Origin of the sequence: Asaia bogorensis NBRC 16594, assembly GCF_001547995.1 — a bacterium.
Lineage (GTDB): Bacteria > Pseudomonadota > Alphaproteobacteria > Acetobacterales > Acetobacteraceae > Asaia > Asaia bogorensis.
Window position 1 is genome coordinate 2,548,666 of record NZ_AP014690.1, and the last position, 16,453, is coordinate 2,565,118.

Annotated in this window: 13 protein-coding genes and 1 pseudogene; 5 read left to right on the forward strand and 9 right to left on the reverse strand. The window is 56.1% G+C overall.

Going from position 1 to position 16,453, the window contains the following annotated elements; translation table 11 throughout:
- Positions 1 to 236 precede the first annotated feature (236 nt).
- A complete protein-coding gene (locus tag Asbog_RS11200; RefSeq protein WP_062165199.1) occupies positions 237 to 1,082 on the forward strand; it encodes a hypothetical protein in 846 nt (281 codons plus the stop codon).
- Between the two features lie 10 nt (positions 1,083 to 1,092).
- Complete coding sequence (locus Asbog_RS11205) at positions 1,093 to 1,998, forward strand: hypothetical protein (protein WP_062165200.1); 906 nt, start codon at positions 1,093 to 1,095, stop codon at positions 1,996 to 1,998.
- 32 nt (positions 1,999 to 2,030) lie between these two features.
- Here the strand turns inward: Asbog_RS11205 and Asbog_RS11210 are convergent, their stop codons facing one another.
- Positions 2,031 to 2,630 (reverse strand): recombinase family protein, encoded by a 600-nt coding sequence (locus Asbog_RS11210; protein WP_062165201.1) that lies wholly within the window; start codon positions 2,628 to 2,630, stop codon positions 2,031 to 2,033.
- Positions 2,631 to 2,936: 306 nt separating this feature from the next.
- On the opposite strand from Asbog_RS11210, the gene Asbog_RS11215 reads away from it, so the two are divergent.
- The 3 genes from Asbog_RS11215 to Asbog_RS14705 all read left to right on the forward strand — a co-directional run bounded on the left by Asbog_RS11215 (position 2,937) and on the right by Asbog_RS14705 (position 5,969).
- Positions 2,937 to 3,233, forward strand: coding sequence for a helix-turn-helix domain-containing protein (locus tag Asbog_RS11215; protein ID WP_083510849.1), 297 nt, complete (start codon positions 2,937 to 2,939; stop codon positions 3,231 to 3,233).
- Positions 3,234 to 3,497: 264 nt separating this feature from the next.
- Positions 3,498 to 3,989 carry a MobC family plasmid mobilization relaxosome protein gene (locus Asbog_RS11220; protein ID WP_062165202.1) on the forward strand — a complete coding sequence of 164 codons (492 nt, stop codon included), beginning with the start codon at positions 3,498 to 3,500 and terminating at the stop codon, positions 3,987 to 3,989.
- 27 nt (positions 3,990 to 4,016) lie between these two features.
- Positions 4,017 to 5,969 (forward strand): hypothetical protein, encoded by a 1,953-nt coding sequence (locus tag Asbog_RS14705; protein WP_231944568.1) that lies wholly within the window; start codon positions 4,017 to 4,019, stop codon positions 5,967 to 5,969.
- A gap of 107 nt (positions 5,970 to 6,076) precedes the next feature.
- Here the strand turns inward: Asbog_RS14705 and Asbog_RS11230 are convergent.
- From Asbog_RS11230 to Asbog_RS11270, 8 genes and pseudogenes are all read right to left on the reverse strand, one after another.
- Positions 6,077 to 6,893, reverse strand: a pseudogene (locus Asbog_RS11230) (IS5 family transposase).
- A 63-nt stretch (positions 6,894 to 6,956) separates the two neighbouring features.
- A complete protein-coding gene (locus tag Asbog_RS11235; protein WP_062165203.1) occupies positions 6,957 to 8,225 on the reverse strand; it encodes a methyl-accepting chemotaxis protein in 1,269 nt (422 codons plus the stop codon).
- Positions 8,226 to 8,445: 220 nt separating this feature from the next.
- Entirely contained in the window at positions 8,446 to 10,227 is a 1,782-nt protein-coding gene (locus Asbog_RS11240) for a methyl-accepting chemotaxis protein (RefSeq protein ID WP_171840692.1), read from the reverse strand.
- Between the two features lie 903 nt (positions 10,228 to 11,130).
- The gene (flgH, locus tag Asbog_RS11250; protein ID WP_062165206.1) at positions 11,131 to 11,853 is read right to left on the reverse strand and encodes a flagellar basal body L-ring protein FlgH; all 723 of its coding nucleotides are present in this window, start codon (positions 11,851 to 11,853) and stop codon (positions 11,131 to 11,133) included.
- 31 nt (positions 11,854 to 11,884) lie between these two features.
- On the reverse strand, positions 11,885 to 12,880 hold the full coding sequence (gene flgA / locus Asbog_RS11255; RefSeq protein ID WP_083510850.1) for a flagellar basal body P-ring formation chaperone FlgA: 996 nt from the start codon (positions 12,878 to 12,880) through the stop codon (positions 11,885 to 11,887).
- Between the two features lie 7 nt (positions 12,881 to 12,887).
- Positions 12,888 to 13,673, reverse strand: a complete 786-nt coding sequence (gene flgG, locus Asbog_RS11260) for a flagellar basal-body rod protein FlgG (protein WP_171840741.1) — start codon at positions 13,671 to 13,673, stop codon at positions 12,888 to 12,890.
- Between the two features lie 272 nt (positions 13,674 to 13,945).
- The gene (locus Asbog_RS11265) at positions 13,946 to 15,364 is read right to left on the reverse strand and encodes a tetratricopeptide repeat protein (protein WP_062165208.1); all 1,419 of its coding nucleotides are present in this window, start codon (positions 15,362 to 15,364) and stop codon (positions 13,946 to 13,948) included.
- Positions 15,364 to 16,449, reverse strand: coding sequence for a flagellin (locus Asbog_RS11270; protein ID WP_062165209.1), 1,086 nt, complete (start codon positions 16,447 to 16,449; stop codon positions 15,364 to 15,366). Before Asbog_RS11270 ends, Asbog_RS11265 begins: the two co-directional genes overlap by 1 nt.
- Between the last annotated feature and the right edge of the window lie 4 nt (positions 16,450 to 16,453).

Sequence of the window (16,453 nt, forward strand, 5' to 3'; positions counted from 1 at the left end):
AGGACTCCCGACCCGATGCCGTGCCGTCCCGAAACCGACGGATTGTGAACCGGTCATCACAACCGGCCAGGACAAGGTCGAGCCGCCGAAAAGTCAGTCAGGGCAAGGGTTTCGCATGGTCGGGCTCCCGCTCACCCCTAACCCCATTATTGCCCTGCCGTGACTTCAGGGGCGGCTCAGACTGACACCTGTCCTGACCCTGTGATGGCCTGCGTCACATCACTCCGGGGGAAACCATGAAACGCGTCATCGCCTGCCTCTTGCTGTCTGCGGCCTCAGCGCCGCTCGCTCAGGCCCAGGATATGGAAGCTTTCCGCCGCAACATGGTCAATGCGGCCAATGCGCTCGGCCAGGGACACGTCACGGAACCCCCGGCGTCTCCTGCGACGCAGAATAATAGCGGCGTCGCACTGACGCAGAAGCTCACCTATTCCAGAATGAGCAATGCGCTCGGCCAAGCCTCCATACTCGGTGTCTCGCTCGGCATGTCCGCCCCCGAAGCCACCAATGTGCTGCGCCAGTACTGCCAGACAGAACCGAGCCTGCGGACCGAGACATTGCGGACATCGCATAAGGGCGTGGATATCGAGAGCCAGCCCTATCCGGCATCGCTGGCCTGCCAGCGCGAGAGCGACAGGATTGATGTCACCCTCGCCCCACCGGTCATGGGCGGCGTGGTGACCCGCATCGAGCGCAGTGTCTCCTACCCGCCTCTTAATGCACCGGGATACGATGCCCTCAGGGCCGAACTCACCGCGCACTACACGGCGCATCTGCCACCGCTATCGGGCGGGAGTGCCGCCACCGCACTCTACGCGCTCAAAAGCGGCAACGTCGTCGAGAAGGCGGATGGCACCGGGATTGATCCTTCGCCCTCGTCAGACCCGCGCGCTGCCACCACACAGGCCTGGCTGCGCATCGATGTCAGCGTCGTCCCGCAAAACCCGTCCGCCGTACGCAACCTGAGCATCACGACCGAGGATATCGGTGCCGAACAGGCCATCACAGCCGAGATCATCCGGCAGCTCAATGCGGCCATCGAGGCCAAACTCGCGCATGCCAACGCCAAGCCCGCCCTGTGAGGACTGACCAATGAACCATTCCTCCTCCGTGCCCAACGTTGGTAATACCCGTGACGCCAGCTCTTCAGCCCATGCACCCACTGATGCACAGCCGGGCGTTGCCAATCGCGGCACCATCATCCGCATTCCCGACGCTCAGCCAGGCCTTCTTGTTTCTGACGGGAAACAACATGAATTCACCCTCTCCGGCATCTGGCAGGGACCGGCAGCCCCGGCCCTGAACCAGAAAGTCAGCTTTACCCTGACACCGGAAGGACGCATCGCGTCCATCCATGTGCTGGGGCGCGATGTCCTGGCCAATGAGACGCTGAGCGCATTCGGTCAGACCCTGCGCAGCAATGGCGGCTCACTGGGGGCCGTGATGCTCCCTTACCTGCGTCAACAGAAAGACCGCATGACCCTGCCCGGCATGGTCATGTCAGGTGCCTTGCTGTTTGGGTTCTACATTCTGCCGGGATGGACGCTCGATGCGGGTAACACCATGCTGGGCATGAGGCTCGATTACACGCTGAGCCAGCTGCTCGGTGTGCAGACGGGTGGTGCAGGCATTACTGTGACGTTCGGCTTCTGGCGCCTGCTCGGCTGTGCCATCACGCTCCTGCCCTGGGTGACACCATGGCTCGGTTTTGCCCGGGCGCGTCAGCTCGACATCCTGCCGCTGCTCCTGCTGCTGGCCCTGCCTCTGGTCGTGCATGCACGGCTGCATCATCTCGCAGCCGAGGCAGCCCAGAGCACGGGTCAGCTTCTTGGCGGTTTCGGCGGCAACGCCGCGATGCAGCATGATTTGCAGGCCATGGTACAGAAACAGGCGGCCGCGCTGATTGATGCCACCTCATGGAATAGCGGCTACTGGATTGCGCTTGTCGCCGCCTGCGGTCTGGCAGGTCTCGCGCTGATGCACAGGGCTCGCCACTGAAGCAACAGCAACCCCCAGCGTCAGGCTCAGGCTCAGGCTGCGGCGCTGGATGATGGCCCAGCCCGCTGCGGTCCAGCCTCGCCCTTTAGCGCTCGATGCACTGTGGCGCGCCCGACATTCATGACGGACGCGACATCCCGGATAGACAGTCCCTGTTCCGCCAATGTCCTCACGTGCCGGGTCTGCGCCGATGTCAGGGCACGGGGCCGTCCGATACGACGCCCCGCCGCCCGCGCTGCCGCAATTCCGGCCCGGGTACGTTCGCGAATGAGCTCGCGTTCGAACTCCGCAATGGCCATGAGGATAGTTAGAAACAGGCGGCCATTGGCCGTGCCCGTCTCGATGCCCAGCGAAAGAATACGCACTCTGACGTTGCGCTCATCCAGCGCGGAGACGAGCTGCAGCATATCGATTGCATCGCGCCCGAGCCTGTCGAGACGCACTACCACTAGACTGTCGTCAGGCTGGAGCCGGTCCAGCAGCGAGGCGAGGACGGGACGCTCCCTGGCAGGCACGGCACCTGACACGGTCTCGACGAAAATCATGTCCAGCTTCTCGGCTTCGAGGGCGGGAAGCTGGGCGTCGACACTCTGCATATCGGTCGACACACGAGCATATCCATAGCGCGCCATGACTGCGTTCTCCTTCTCGAGACCACAGATAGCGGCATTCTTATATCACAGTCAACGTGTTTGGACTCCAAATCATATATGGACTCCCTAAAGTCGTATTTGGACTCCCTATTGCACACTCGGCACGTCAAACCGCGAAAAAACCCCGGCTTTTTTCCAGAAAACCGTCCGGGTACCTTCCGAAAGCGGCGCATATGAGGCAGTATCGGCATTAATATCCCTGCCCTATTTTCTATCCCTATCGCCTGTCTCTCTTCCTCTCCCTCTTTTCTTCCACCCCCTGCCCTTACCTCTACGGAGACCTCCATGACGCTTGTTGCCTCGCAATGCCGTGCCGCCCGCGCCATGCTGGGTCTCTCGCAGCGTGACCTCGCTAGGATGGCCGAGATGGCGCATCGCACGGTGGCCGATTTCGAGACCAATGCCCGTACACCCCATATCCGCACGCTGCGGGCCATGCGTGAGACGCTGGAGGCCTGCGGGGCGGTGTTCATCCCGGCGGATGCGCAGTTCGGACCCGGAGTGAGACTGAAGGCCGCCGAGGAGTCGAAGACTGCCGCCGATGCCGCTGAGACCGCGTCACAGGAAACCGAACCAAGCTGAAGGAGAGCCCTTCGCGACCGGACGCAATGGATAGGGAGAGAGCGGAGTTTCGCTGGACGGAAGGCAGAAAATTCCTCTCATTCTGCATGGAGTTTGTCAGAGGCCGCCTGTTCTACCCGGCATCCGTTCCTGTCCTGTTCTATCATGAGGTCATGGATTGGCTCCCCTGAGCCAGCAGTGCTTCGTGGCTACCCGTTGGGTGCACGACGCAGCTGGCAAGGGGGCTGTCGCCCCCGTTGACCCCCTTGATAGAAAGCGCATCCCATGCCTGCCTCGCCCCATGTTCCTGTGCCAGTGACGCATCCCGTCTCCAGCCTGTCCCGCCCTGCCCGCACCTCGCGCCTGTCGGTCCGTGCCTCGCCTGACGAGCTCGCTGCGTGGGCCGGTGCAGCGCGTCTTCTGGGTCATGAGACCACCGCCCTTTGGGTACGCTCCCTGCTGAAAGAGGCCGTCCTGACCGGTCATGACGGGATGGCTGTAGGCATCTCGTTGCGCAAGCTGCGGGGTGAGCTCTGGCGCATCGGCAACAACCTCAATCAGCTGGCTCATTCTGCGCATTGTGGTGATGCCGTCCGGGCGGGGGATGTTCTGGATGCGCTGGAAGCGACAAAGGACCGCGTCGATGTCCTGCTCAAATCCATGCATGTGACGAGGGCAAGGAGGACGTCTCGACCTCGGAAGATGGTCGAGCCAGAGACAGGGATAGAGGCGGAAGTATCCCAGCCGATAGTGACCTCGCCCACTACGCTGCACTAAGCCTCCTCGAACTCCGGAGGGGGACGCATGATTGTGCAGGAAACCCGCATCCGGACCAGCAGCGGTCATCAGGCCGTTTCACGTCATGTGCTTCGGGGCGCGAGGAACGAAGCCATACGCGTTCTGTGTGGCAGTGACTGGTGTCTTGCGGACTGGATGAAGGAAGCAAGGCGTGAGGGCATACGCTATGGTCTGCGTCATATTGCCTTCAACCCTGCCGAGCCCATGAGTGACGCGGCCCTTGCGTCTTTTGCCGCCAGGCTCTGCGATGAGCTGCAGGCGGACAGGGAACGCATGACGCTCGTCGTGCATCAGAAGGATGGCAGCACCCATGGGCATCTGCTTCTGCCCGAATGGCAGGACGACCATGTGCTCAGCACGCGCTTCTCATGGCAGCGTCTGGAGAAATGTGCCCGTCTCGAGGAAATCCGTCTCGGGCATCAGCTGGTGCCGGGGCGGCATGACCGGGCCATTGTCAAAGCCCTCCGTCAGGAAGGAAAGACGGCAGAAGCGGAAGCGATTGAGGTACTCTTAGAAAGACCTGTTACCAACAATGAGCAACTGTCATTCCCAGCATCTCCTGACACATCATCTGCTCCTTCCAATTCAGAACCCGCGTCACGACCCCTTCCACGTGCAGCCTACACCTCGCAATCACGTCGTATGGCCGAGCGACAGGGTCTGGATCTTGTGGAAGCAAAGAAGGCTATCGCTTTCCTGTGGGCGCAGTCGGATAATCAGCTGCATCGTTTTCGTGCCCTGCTGAAAACGAAGGGCTGGGTTATGCGTGCCGGAGACCGGCAGGATACCCGCAAGGACGCGTATATCATCGAGACGGCTGATGGTGTGCTGATCGGGTCTTTCACGCGCCTTACGAAAACGCGCATGAAGGATTTCCGACAGTTTCTGGTGGATGACGCCGCCAGACCGAAACGCGGTGATATCAGGATAGCAGTCAAACCGCTTCTGGAGCGTGCTGCTCTGGAGAGGGCTGCGATGGAACGTCACGCAGAGCAGAGCGGCCTGCTTCTGCCGCCCTTTGAGGAACTGACGCGTGACCCCGAAGCATTTGCCAAAGCGGCTGCCAAAGGAGGGCCGTCACAACCTACGGAAAAACAGCCGAGGATCGTCTCGCTGGATCGTATCGATGCACTGCCACCGAACTTTGCTCACTACATCCGGCAGTGGAAACGTGAGGCCAGGGCATGTCGCACGGTATTGAATGCAAGACCGCCTCTGGCGTATGGTCCACGGCGCTCTGTCGATGAACAAGGTACAGCGCTGTTCACGCAGATCGAAAACACGCGCAGACAGCTCTGGCAGACCGGAAAACAGCTGCAGGAAACACGACGGGAGCGTGATGTCTTGCGTGAAAAGGTATTCGTTCTCTCGAGGAAGAAACGCCTGTCCCATTTCGATGAGGAGATTGAACGGCTTTCGAAAACACTGGCCGAGATCCTGCGCTATCTTCTGGAGATTGTGTTCTGGCATCTTGGCCTGCGTACCACGCCGCCTGAACCGCTTTGCCTGCCTGTTCCGACAGAGCGCGAGGAGGCCAATGCGCGGCTACGGAGAGAGAACCGTGAGCTGCTTCAGCAGATCGTCAGGCGGGATACATGCAAGGAATGGCTTGTCACGCTCTGCCGCGAGGCCGACAGGCGCAGGCAGGAGAAGATAGCCGCTTGGAAAGCACGTCATGTCGCCCAGTGCGATAGGGCCAGGAGAGATCTGGACCTGCTGAAGGCCATCTGGATGCCGCCTGCAAAACTGCCTTGCGCCACACAGGCGGAGATCATGAAATGCAAGCTGACCGGCGATCTTGAAAAGGCCAAATATGTGACGCGGGTCGCTTTGAGGAAGTTGGACGAGACGGAGACAGAACAGTTGGCAAAGGAGATGAAGAGCGAAAAAGCAGCGCCAAACATCGAGGCTTTAGCTCCCTCTCTGGCGAAGGTATCTGCTGCACTCGAACTTGGGTGACCTGGCCGCTCTCAAACACCTTTAGTAGATAAGCTTATTGAGACTGTTACATGCGTTAGGTGAAAGTCGGGTGAACCTCCAGCAAGTCTTAGAACCTGTTTGGAAAGTCACGGGTGAGCGTTTCGACGGGTGAGATTGGTGCCCATGGCGACGAGGATCATGGTCTGTGAGACGTCGATGCGGCGCTCGCAGTTGCGCACGAGGCGTCGCCAGTGGGTTATCCAGCCAAATGTCCATTCAACGACCTAACGGCGCGGCTGGATTTCAAACCCTTCTGCGATGTCTTAGCGCCGAACAACTTCGACCGTGAAATCTAGAAAAGCGGCTTTATGCATTAAATGGAGGCGATCATAAGCTCCGTCTGCGACAAGATGTTTCACATACGGCCATCGTTTGCGGATGGCATCAAGGATCATCTGCCCTCCCGCGCTATCTGGAATATCAGCTGGCATCAGCCTGACCAGAAGCAGTCGGCCATTTGTGTCAACCGCGATATGGCGCTCACGACCGGCGATCTTCTTGCCTGCGTCATAACTACGGACGCTGGCATGAGGAGCCTCGACACTCTGGCTGTCGATGACACCAACGGATGGGTAAGCTTTGCGTCCTGCTACTTTACGGTCCAGCATTAGGCAAATATCATGGATCGCAGGAAACGACGCATCAGCCTGTGGAACCAGCAGGAGATAGTCCGCCACGGGCCAAAATGAGCTGGCAGCATCTCCCATCGCAGCCCTAGCGGGCAAGATAGCGCAGTGCATTGATGGTCTCACGTAAATCGGACACTCGTTTCCGGCCGCGCCGGCTCGCAAGCGGCATCAGGGGCGCTATGCGTTCCCATTCTTCATCTGTCAGATCAGACGGATAGCATTTCGTCCTGCGGGTGATATCGGCCACGTGGCCTCTCTGCTCTGGCGTCCATATTCAGAGCTTGAATCGTGTACCAGACTCGCTGAAAACCCTTCACGTTCGATTTTCAAAATAGCTTTAAAGAGCATACCGTTTGAGGAATTCGTTCAATGAGGCGACTTGCTGGTCAAGGTCGAGGCAATTTCTATTAACATCATCGGTCATACACATATTATTGCCAGCAACGTCCTCAATAGATTTTATGTTTTTGTTGATTTCGCCAATACTACGGGCTTGGTTTTTGGTTGTATCTTCAATACTACGAATGAAATTGTTCACGCTCGCAACCTGACATGTTATGCTTTCCATGCCACTTGCAACTTTCTCAGTAAGTGCGACGCCTGTCTTCATGGTCTCCCGGGACTGGGTCACGAGCTCAGCGATAACCTGTGCGGCTTCCGCCGAGCGATGCGCGAGTGATCGGATTTCATCCGCAACAACGCCGAAACCCTTCCCTTCCCCTCCAGCATGGGCGGCTTCCACCGCAGCGTTGAACGAGAGTAATCGCGTTTGCAGGCTAATATCTTCTATCAGTCGGAGGCTCTCGACCATATTGAAGTAGCGTTGGGCAATACCGGATATGGCCGAAACTGTCTCACCAACAATATCCTTGAACGAGCCCGCTTGTTCATTGATATCTGAAACGAGCCGCCTGGCTGAAGCAACATCTTCTGCATTTACCTGCACTGCATCATTCATCTCTCTCACACTTGCGGCGGCAATCGTGAGATCCTGGGTTTGTCTCTGGGTATGCCCAGATAATGTGAGGCTTCCCTCCCGAATAGACGACGATGCCCTGCAGACCGCTTCAACACTCGTGGAGATAGCCGCGATGACCTGACGAAGGTCTTCAGCCGTTTCTGCTGAACGTATGGCAGACGCTTCATTCTGCAGATTCGCAGCTCGAACCAGAGAGAGGGTCGAACCAACTCCAAGGTACCTCCCTTCTCGCACTATGAGGAAACCGCGATAGAGATCGTGTGCGTCGGCACCAAGGAGTGAACGAGTGAAATCTGCTATGGCCACATCGTATTCGACAACTTTGGTCGGCCCTCTGAGGAGTAAGCCCACCTTCCGTCGGGTGTAGAGTGAACGTCCGAAACGTCCTGACATAACCGCGAAGAAAAACTGTCTATCGATAATCCCGACCGGTCGCCCGTCTTCATGTAAAACAGCGATCATTGAAAGATTGTCGTCATCTGTGAAAAGCTGGTTTACCGTAGCTCCGATATCATCACCCCCCAATACCGGAACAGTTTCCACAATATCTGCCATGATACGCGGCGGAGTACTGGTTATCTCGGTAAATTCCGAGGATATCAATGAACCAGAAAACATATCCGACATGAATACAGACCGTTTATATGACAAATATATGACGTTATATCATGGCACTAGCATTGATTCTCAAAACTTCGCCATGTGAACATATTACACAATATACTCACCTCGCGAGGCAATACTCGTAAATTTCTTCATTTTTTCATATTTGAGAGAGTCGGTAGCCACGATGGAAATGGCTACCGTGCGGTCGGTTCGTTCTAGCTCATGCTCTTTAGAACGTACCTCATTGTTCCAACCGGAAGAATGCGACCCGATCACGAAGTACGCTCGCGGCTTTGTCCAAGGACGAAATAGCTGCAGTATTTTCTTCTACCATGGCTGCGTTTTGCTGAGTAGATTTTGTCATCTCTCCAACCGCCAGGTTGATCTCCTGTATCGCCGAGAATTGACCAGTCGAGGAATGAGCGATTTCCGCGACGAGCTTGTCGATCTCCCCAACCTGACTCAGGATAATACCTAGAGCGCCACCGGCTTCGCGCACCAGCCTTACGCCATCGGAAACAAAATCGCTCGAACTTGAGACCATCTCCTTCACGCGACGAGCGCCTTCAGTCGACCGCTGAGCCAGAGTGCGCACTTCTGTCGCGACGACAGCAAAACCACGTCCTGCATCCCCGGCTCGGGCGGCCTCTATCCCTGCATTCAGTGCAAGGAGATTTGTTTGAAAAGCAATTTCGTCGATAAGTCCGATCACCTGACTGATCTGGGCGAAGCTACTCTCGATCTGGCTCATCGCGTTCACGGCGTTATGAACCATCGCGCCAGACTTTTCAGCACCCAGTCGCGTGTCATCGGTCACTGAAGCGGCTTTCTTCGCACTGTCTGCGGAGTCACGCAGCATACTCACAACGCGCTCGATCGCGGCTGAGGACTGCTCTATACTTGCCGCCTGCTGCTCGGTGCGCCGTGACATATCGTTCGAAGCGACAGAGATTTCGCCTGTGCCAGAGCCAATGGCCATAACGCTTTGCTGGATCACCGAGAATGTCTGATTCAAACGCTCAAACGCATCATTGAAATCCGTTTTCATGACCTGAAGGCGCTGCGGTAGCGCAACATCAATACGATAAACGAGATCACCCTCGGCAGCCGCCGATAGCCCTTTGCGGATAGCCTCGACTGCACGGGATTCCTCTTCGAGCTCCCTCGCAACACGCTCCGCGTTTTCGGCCCTCTCCTTGGCAACAGCTTCCCGCTCGGCAGCCTGCTCGGCAGCCAGAACCTTTGCTCGTTGCAACCCCCCCTGGATCGTGCTGAGCGCCTTGGCCATATCTCCAACTTCATCTCCCCGCTCAAGACAGGGAATGCTCTCGTCCAGCCGTCCTTCAGCGATACCGAGCATACGATCCCTCACCCTCAGAAGCGGTGATACGATCGTTTTCTGGCTCATAAGCAGGGTCGCGAAAAGAATAAGAATCTGGATGAGCACCAGGCCAATGACGCAATTACGGACAGAAACATTCACATCATGAGCGAGCTGGTTTGATGCACTCTCAACATGCGTAATACGGCGGCCTGTGATCGCCCCGATATCGATCGCCAGGTGAACCCCATCCTGATCAGATGCCTGGGCGATCTGGCGCATTTTGGCAATGTCGCCTTTATCAAGCGCAATCAGCAGACTGTTTAACTGCTGCTCGAAAGTGCCATAACGTCCCAATAGTGGATCCAGCGTGGAGACGAGACGCGGATCCACCCTCGCGGCCTCAGCAAAGATATCACGGGTTCCTCGCATATCTTTCTGGAACCGCGTTACAACCTCGCCGACGAATGGGCTGTTCGCCTGATCGATCAGGAGATGAGAGGCGTAAAGGAGTGCATTGAGCTTGTCGCTGATGCGCGCAAGCATGATTGTGCCCCGGTCATCTGAATTGATGAATGCGCGATAGCGCTCGCCGGATTTTAACTGGTTATTGACTAAAAAACCTGAACCGATAAATGTAACCAACGTCAATGTTATTGCAACAAGTGCAATCTTGGCCTTGAACCGAAAGACACTGAACATGAGAGGGACGAGCCTTTTTTCCGCGTACCCTTCCATTGGTCCATCGGAATTATTAATAAATCCTCTCGTTGCCCCTTCATATAACCGGTGGGCGGCTTTGTTTCAGATTTTGCTTTGCAGATAGGGACTGACAAGAGTCTAAGCTGACTAGACCTGATTCAAGTAGGTCGCTGTAATCACCAGCCAGGCCCCGCGTCACGCCCCTCCCGAGTGTCCGTGGCGCGGAGGCGGCTTATCAAGCGAAGGAAAAAGAAGCCGGCGGCACACGAAAAACATATCAGGGCTGCCGTCTCGCAGATCGATGCGAGTCGTTCCAAGGAGCCATCGAACAGCCCCAGATACACCAGACGATCACCTATGAAGGAGAAAACCTTCACCAATATGGTTTCTACAACGCCTAAACCTATGAGAACTACGATCAGCTTCAAAATCATGTAACGGCCCCTGTCCTCGGTTTTCGACGAGAACGTCGAGTTGTAGGAGCCAATCGTTAACAGAAGATGGGATTTAACACGCTCACTCCGCCTTGCATTCTCGATCGCGAGAATTTTCAGGGTCTATGGCGGGCTTTCACTAATGCGTTCTCCCATGGTGAGGCCGCGTATTTCCCGCCTCTATGCAGAGAGCTGGAAATTTTCAATACGAAAATGTCGCCCAGGATGCGTGAGAGGGTAAGCATATAAGTACTGGCGCCTCTCCTACCCGTTCTTTCTGGTCATCGTTACTTTTTCTAATGCAGTTCGCATGGACGTGATGGCGAAAAGCTGGAGGAAACGTGGGCAAGACGAAGCGTTGCTCAAGAGAGCTTCGGCGTGGCAGGGCGCTGCGCTACGCGAAAGACACCACATTTCCCAAGATTAAGGAGCTGTTAAATCAAGTCCTGCCAACAAGCAGGTTGCTTGGTCAGAATGGCAGGACACCATTCATAATCTGCTGTCCCCAGCGCGCATTCTGGACAGTGGTCAGCTGTCCACGACCTCCATACGAAATCCGTGCCTCTGCAATACGGTCATGTGTTACGATGTTGTCTTCCGTTATATCCTGGGGTCGAACAACGCCGCTAACCATGAGTTGACGCAGTTCACCATTGATGCGGACTTCCTGCCGGGCAACGACAACGAAGTTACCATTGGGCAGTACCTGAGTCACCGTCCCCGCCAGGGCAAGGGTGACAGTCTCATTACGGCGAATGACACCTGCGCCCGTATTTGCAGTCGCACTACTTGTGTCCAGCGCACTGCTACTTGATAGCACCTTACCCTGGGCTCCGAAGAAACTCGGGATCCCGAATGTCTGCGAGCCGCTTCCTGCGACGGTGGTATTGTCGTTGAGTGCCGCATTGTCCGAGATGTTGACGTTGATCGTTATCAGATCGCCAACCTGAGAGGCACGCTGGTCTTTGAAAAAAGCCCGGCTTCCTGAGCGCCACAGGCTCCCGACCTCCGTTGGCGGAGGTTGGAGAGGTGGCATCGGCATTGTCACCGGACGATAGTCCGGCGACTGTGTCGGATCAGAAGTGTGGGTCATTCTCGGTGGGTGACCGAGTTCCGTCAGATCAGAAAGAGACGTGCAGCCGCCCAGTAACAGCAGCACGGTCAATGAGCCACGGGAGAAAAAACGCGTCATCGTTTTCAGAGCCACCTATCGCCAGGAAACGTCAAGGCGCAGGATTGCGCATAGACGCCGAAAGCCGGCGCATTGTGATCGGATCGGACGGGACTGGATGACTCGTCAACGCCACTTCCACATTTGACCCATCAGTGACTTTCCCGCTGACAATCATCCCGCTCGACTCATTCAATGCGCGGACCTGCTGTTTGGCACCGGCATCCTCAAGAACCCTTCCAGCAATCGACAATCTGAGCCCTGGAGCTACGTAGGTGATCATGACGGGATCTCCCTTATGCATGATCACAGTGCGCTGCAGGTCCTGCGCAATGACCGCGGAGCCCGCCACGACACCACGGCTGATGGTCTGCCCCTCTACCTCAGCCGGATCGGTGACAGCACGCGACGGCAGATGACCGGAATATGCCTCGTCCACCCTAACATCTGCGGCACTGACAACGCTTCCTGCCCCCATCGAGTGGGTGTACACAATCACGCGCTGGGTGGCATGGACAACACCCGTCAGCATGAACGAGTCGGTTGCCAGATCTCCTGTAGGGTGGGCACGATAAACAGTGGATGAAAACCACCCGCTCCGCTGATCCCATTTCACATCAGACAGAACAACCGGCTCGGCCTCATCCGCAGAGACTGTCACAGGATGAAAGTCATGAAACGTTATTGAAACGGGGCCTTCGCCCAGGTCGGGCAGGTTTTTTCTGACGAGGGAAACGAAATAATTCTCGTCGAGAATTCTTCCTGCTCTGGTAATCGTCATGAACGAAGAGGAGGATTGGTCTTCCCACTCGACACCGTATTGATCAGCGATCGCAATAAGTTGTTGCCCGCTTACATGAATACTCGATCCAGGTACCGGCCCAGGACCCAGAACCCGATCCTGCCCGGGCTCAAGACCAGAAAAAATGTCAGAAAGACGAACCATCCCGGACGAAACGATGGACGTATTGCGCAGGGTCGCTGCATATCCCGGTACGGAATGGCCTATCAAAGATAGCCCTATGAGAGCGATCGTGAGCCCGCGCATATTGGTATCACCGCAGATTTGTCAGGGTTTGCAGCATTTCATTCGAGGCAGTGATAACTTTACTGTTCATCTCGTAGGCTCGCTGCGCCGTAATGAGCGCAGTGATTTCGGTCACGACATTAACTGATGATTCCTCGACAAAACCCTGACGGACCGAACCATATCCCTCGCTCTGCGGTGTACTGAGGTTGGCTGTACCAGATGAGGTTGTTTCGGTGAACAGGTTCTGCCCCATCGCCGTAAGACCATTCTCATTCTGGAATGTCGCGAGCTGCAACTGACCAGCCACCTGAGCTGTACTCTGACCAGACAGCGTGTACTGTACCTGTCCAGACTGATCGATCGTGATATTCTCCGCATTGTTGGGAACGGAGATATTGGGAGACAGGGGATAGCCGTCTGCAGTGACAATCGTACCGTCTTCCGAGAGCGAGAATGTTCCGTCACGAGTATAGGCATATTCTCCCGACGGAAGGGTTACACGGAAATATCCACGCCCCTCAATGGCAAGATCCAGCGAATTTCCGGTCTGTTCCAGCGTACCTTGCTCGTTGATGCGGTATATGCCGGCCGTGCGAACACCAAGACCAACCTGCGCACCCGCAGGAACAAGGTCCCCGGTATCAGAACTCATCGTCCCAGCACGACGCAGATCCTGATAGATCAGGTCCTGAAACTCAGCACGACGACGCTTGTATCCGGTGGTTGTCATGTTGGCGATATTATTGGAAATCGTCTCGACATTTGTGGTCTGGGCCTGCATGCCCGTATTCGCAATATCAAGCGATCTCATCATTTCAGGACACCCCTATCAAGAGCACTTCGGAGAGCCTCTTGCATCGACATTATATTTTCTTATCACAACGAAATATCATTTCAGTTGCGCACAGGACTTCAATATCAGGCAATCTTCGAATTATCTGGCATGTAACATAGAGGCAGCTAGATGCCCCCATGCCGATATATGATGGTTACAGCCTACAATGCTTTGTTGCACAATACGAGACCGGGAATATGAAACTTTTCGAATGCATGCGTCAGCGCGTCTTTTGGGACACGCCTATCTCATCGGGCTGAGACAGGCGTATGAGCATACCTCGTCTCAAGAAGAGCCGTGAGATCGTTCGTGAGCATGGCAACAGGCCCTTCCCAGTTGAGGGGCTGCTTTTGCTGATAAAGGCGTATCGACTCATACCACGGTGAATCACGTCGCCCCGAGAGCCAACGCCAGCATTGATCATAGCGTGAAAGAAGCCATGTGGGCTTCCCCAGCCCAGCCGATACATGCGCAGTCGATGTGTCGACGGCGATAACGAGATCCAGCGTGTCAATCAGCGCAGCCGTATCATCAAAACTGGCGATGTGCCTCGTGTGATCTGAAAGACGCATCCCTTCAGGCGGATTTGCCGCCTGCGCTGCGCGTTCTCCTATCTGCAGGCTATAGAACCTGAGCGCTCTAAAGCGTCTGGCGACCTGCCCTAGCGGTGCCAGATCCTGCAGATTCATGGAGCGGCGATGGTCAGCAAGAAATGCTGCCTGAACTTCGGGATGCGGTGCGCCCGCCCATACAAGCCCCACACGAAAGGTATCGTGCCAGTCATCAGCGTCCCCAGCCCGAAGCCGTTCGCGCCACAGGGTAGTCTTTGTCGGGTCAGGCCGCAGATATCTGCCAGGAACAGGGATCGTCTCTAGCGTTATCCCGAGTACGTGAGGCAAGCTGAGAACCGGACATTCGAGATCGTACTCGGGAAGGATATCGTCTTCCGACAGGACTGTGATCTCAGGGAAACTACGCTCCAGAAGCGAGACGAGCTCCGGCCTCACACGCAGAATGACCTGTCCGACCTTTTGCGCCGCAAGCGGAGCCAATCGGGAAAACTGCAAGACGTCTCCAAATCCGCCTTCGGTGAAAACCATCAGAGTTTTGTCAGGCGCCAGCTCACCACTCCAGCGAGGCACACTACTTTGCCCGCCAGAAGCACGCAGCGCTGTCCAGCGATGCTCATACTCACGAAAGCCTTCAGCATAATCGCCACTTTGAAGCAGCGAAACTGCGCGGTTGGTCCGGCTGTATACGTTCTCCTGGTTCATCTGGACAGCGGCATCATGAAAACCGCGCGCCAGTGCATGATCTCCGCGATGATCAAGAGCTACGCCCATGTTACTGAGCGCCAGAGCATGCGAAGGCTCGAGGCGCAGACTGTTGCGATAGCAGGCGATCGCATTTTCGTACTGGCTCAGATGTAAAAAACTGTTCCCTATATTGGACCACGCGTCGGGAAGACCAGGATCAAGCGCAACGGAACGGCCCAACAATGCAAGGGCATCCGAAAACCGGTTTTGCAAGTTGAGTAGGCCACCGTAATTGCTCAGGGTGCGCGCGTTATCGGGAGAGGCCTGAAGGCGGATTTCATATGCTTTCGCCGCTGACGCATAATCACCAGCCAACTGAAGCGCTTCTGCGCTGCCTTCCGGATGGGTCATCAGAGATAATCCGCCAGTGTCATGCCCTTCATGTTTGAAATAAGGATATACGAGGCACTCAGGCTGGTTTTGATATTCGCTGCATTGGTTGCGACTGTCGCCATATCAGCATTTCGCGAATCGCCCAGCTGGGTTTCGAGCATTGTGGAAAGTCCAGTCAGCATTGTCGATTGCGAGGTCAGGCTGTTTTGCGTTGCGCCCACAGCGCCTTCCTCTTCGGTCAGCTGGCTAATTGTCGTGCCGAGCGACGTATAGATCTGCTTTGCGAGATCGGAAAATCCTGGTGTGTTGGACGACATCCCGTTCATTGCCGATACTGCCATAAGGTCTCGCATCAGATCCCTGATCGGCGATCCGGTGGACGTATTGCTCGATGAGGAGGTCATGGATGACTGAGTCGCAACGATACCGAAACTCGTCGTGGTGTTGGTCCCACTCATCACGCTGCGTTGATTATCGGCAGCCTGAGCCGGAGATACGGAAAGTGTTGCCGAAAATACGGATACCGCCTGATCGGTTGACCCCGCCAGAGAGGTCGCACTGGCAAGAACGGACCCCGCATTGGATGCGTTGAGAGACTGAACGCTCGTCGCAATCTGCTGAGCAAGGCTGCTTGATGACAGGGAAGCGCTCCCTTTTATGGGTGCTGTGTTGCTGTCAGTGCCTGCAAATACGTAATTTGCACCATCGCTCGTATTGAGCACTGTCTTGAGATCACCAAGGGCACTCATTGCCGATGAAGCGGCGGCAGCAACCTGACTGGATGTTGCCGTGCCTGAAATACCGAGCAGACTAGTGGAAAGCGTCTGCGCCATTGAAACAAGTTGATTGAGACCGGTGGCCGTGACGGACAAGGTGTTCTGAGCGTTGGTGATATTGGATTGCCACGCCTGCACCTGAGTGATTTTGGGAGTGAGGCTGAGCGCCGCAGAACGGGATGCCCCTAGATCAGCGTAAGTCGACCCGATGATACCGGTGCTGCTCTGCCACGTTGCGGTCTCCTGCTGCGCAGTCAGGGTCTTTACACTCGCCTCAAGAATGAGCGAGAGAGCCGATCCGCCGTACTGACCTACCGCATTGCTCATGACC

Coding starts and splice junctions, on each gene's coding strand:
- Asbog_RS11220 (WP_062165202.1), top strand. CDS start 3,498: ATGCCTGCCTCGCCCCATGTTCCTGTGCCAGTGACGCATCCCGTCTCC.
- Asbog_RS11235 (WP_062165203.1), bottom strand. CDS start 8,225: ATGTCGGATATGTTTTCTGGTTCATTGATATCCTCGGAATTTACCGAG.
- flgG (WP_171840741.1), bottom strand. CDS start 13,673: ATGAGATCGCTTGATATTGCGAATACGGGCATGCAGGCCCAGACCACA.
- Asbog_RS11270 (WP_062165209.1), bottom strand. CDS start 16,449: ATGAGCAATGCGGTAGGTCAGTACGGCGGATCGGCTCTCTCGCTCATT.
- Asbog_RS11205 (WP_062165200.1), top strand. CDS start 1,093: ATGAACCATTCCTCCTCCGTGCCCAACGTTGGTAATACCCGTGACGCC.
- Asbog_RS11200 (WP_062165199.1), top strand. CDS start 237: ATGAAACGCGTCATCGCCTGCCTCTTGCTGTCTGCGGCCTCAGCGCCG.
- Asbog_RS11265 (WP_062165208.1), bottom strand. CDS start 15,364: ATGACCCATCCGGAAGGCAGCGCAGAAGCGCTTCAGTTGGCTGGTGAT.
- Asbog_RS11210 (WP_062165201.1), bottom strand. CDS start 2,630: ATGGCGCGCTATGGATATGCTCGTGTGTCGACCGATATGCAGAGTGTC.
- Asbog_RS11215 (WP_083510849.1), top strand. CDS start 2,937: ATGACGCTTGTTGCCTCGCAATGCCGTGCCGCCCGCGCCATGCTGGGT.
- Asbog_RS11240 (WP_171840692.1), bottom strand. CDS start 10,227: ATGTTCAGTGTCTTTCGGTTCAAGGCCAAGATTGCACTTGTTGCAATA.
- flgA (WP_083510850.1), bottom strand. CDS start 12,880: ATGCGCGGGCTCACGATCGCTCTCATAGGGCTATCTTTGATAGGCCAT.
- Asbog_RS14705 (WP_231944568.1), top strand. CDS start 4,017: ATGATTGTGCAGGAAACCCGCATCCGGACCAGCAGCGGTCATCAGGCC.
- flgH (WP_062165206.1), bottom strand. CDS start 11,853: ATGACGCGTTTTTTCTCCCGTGGCTCATTGACCGTGCTGCTGTTACTG.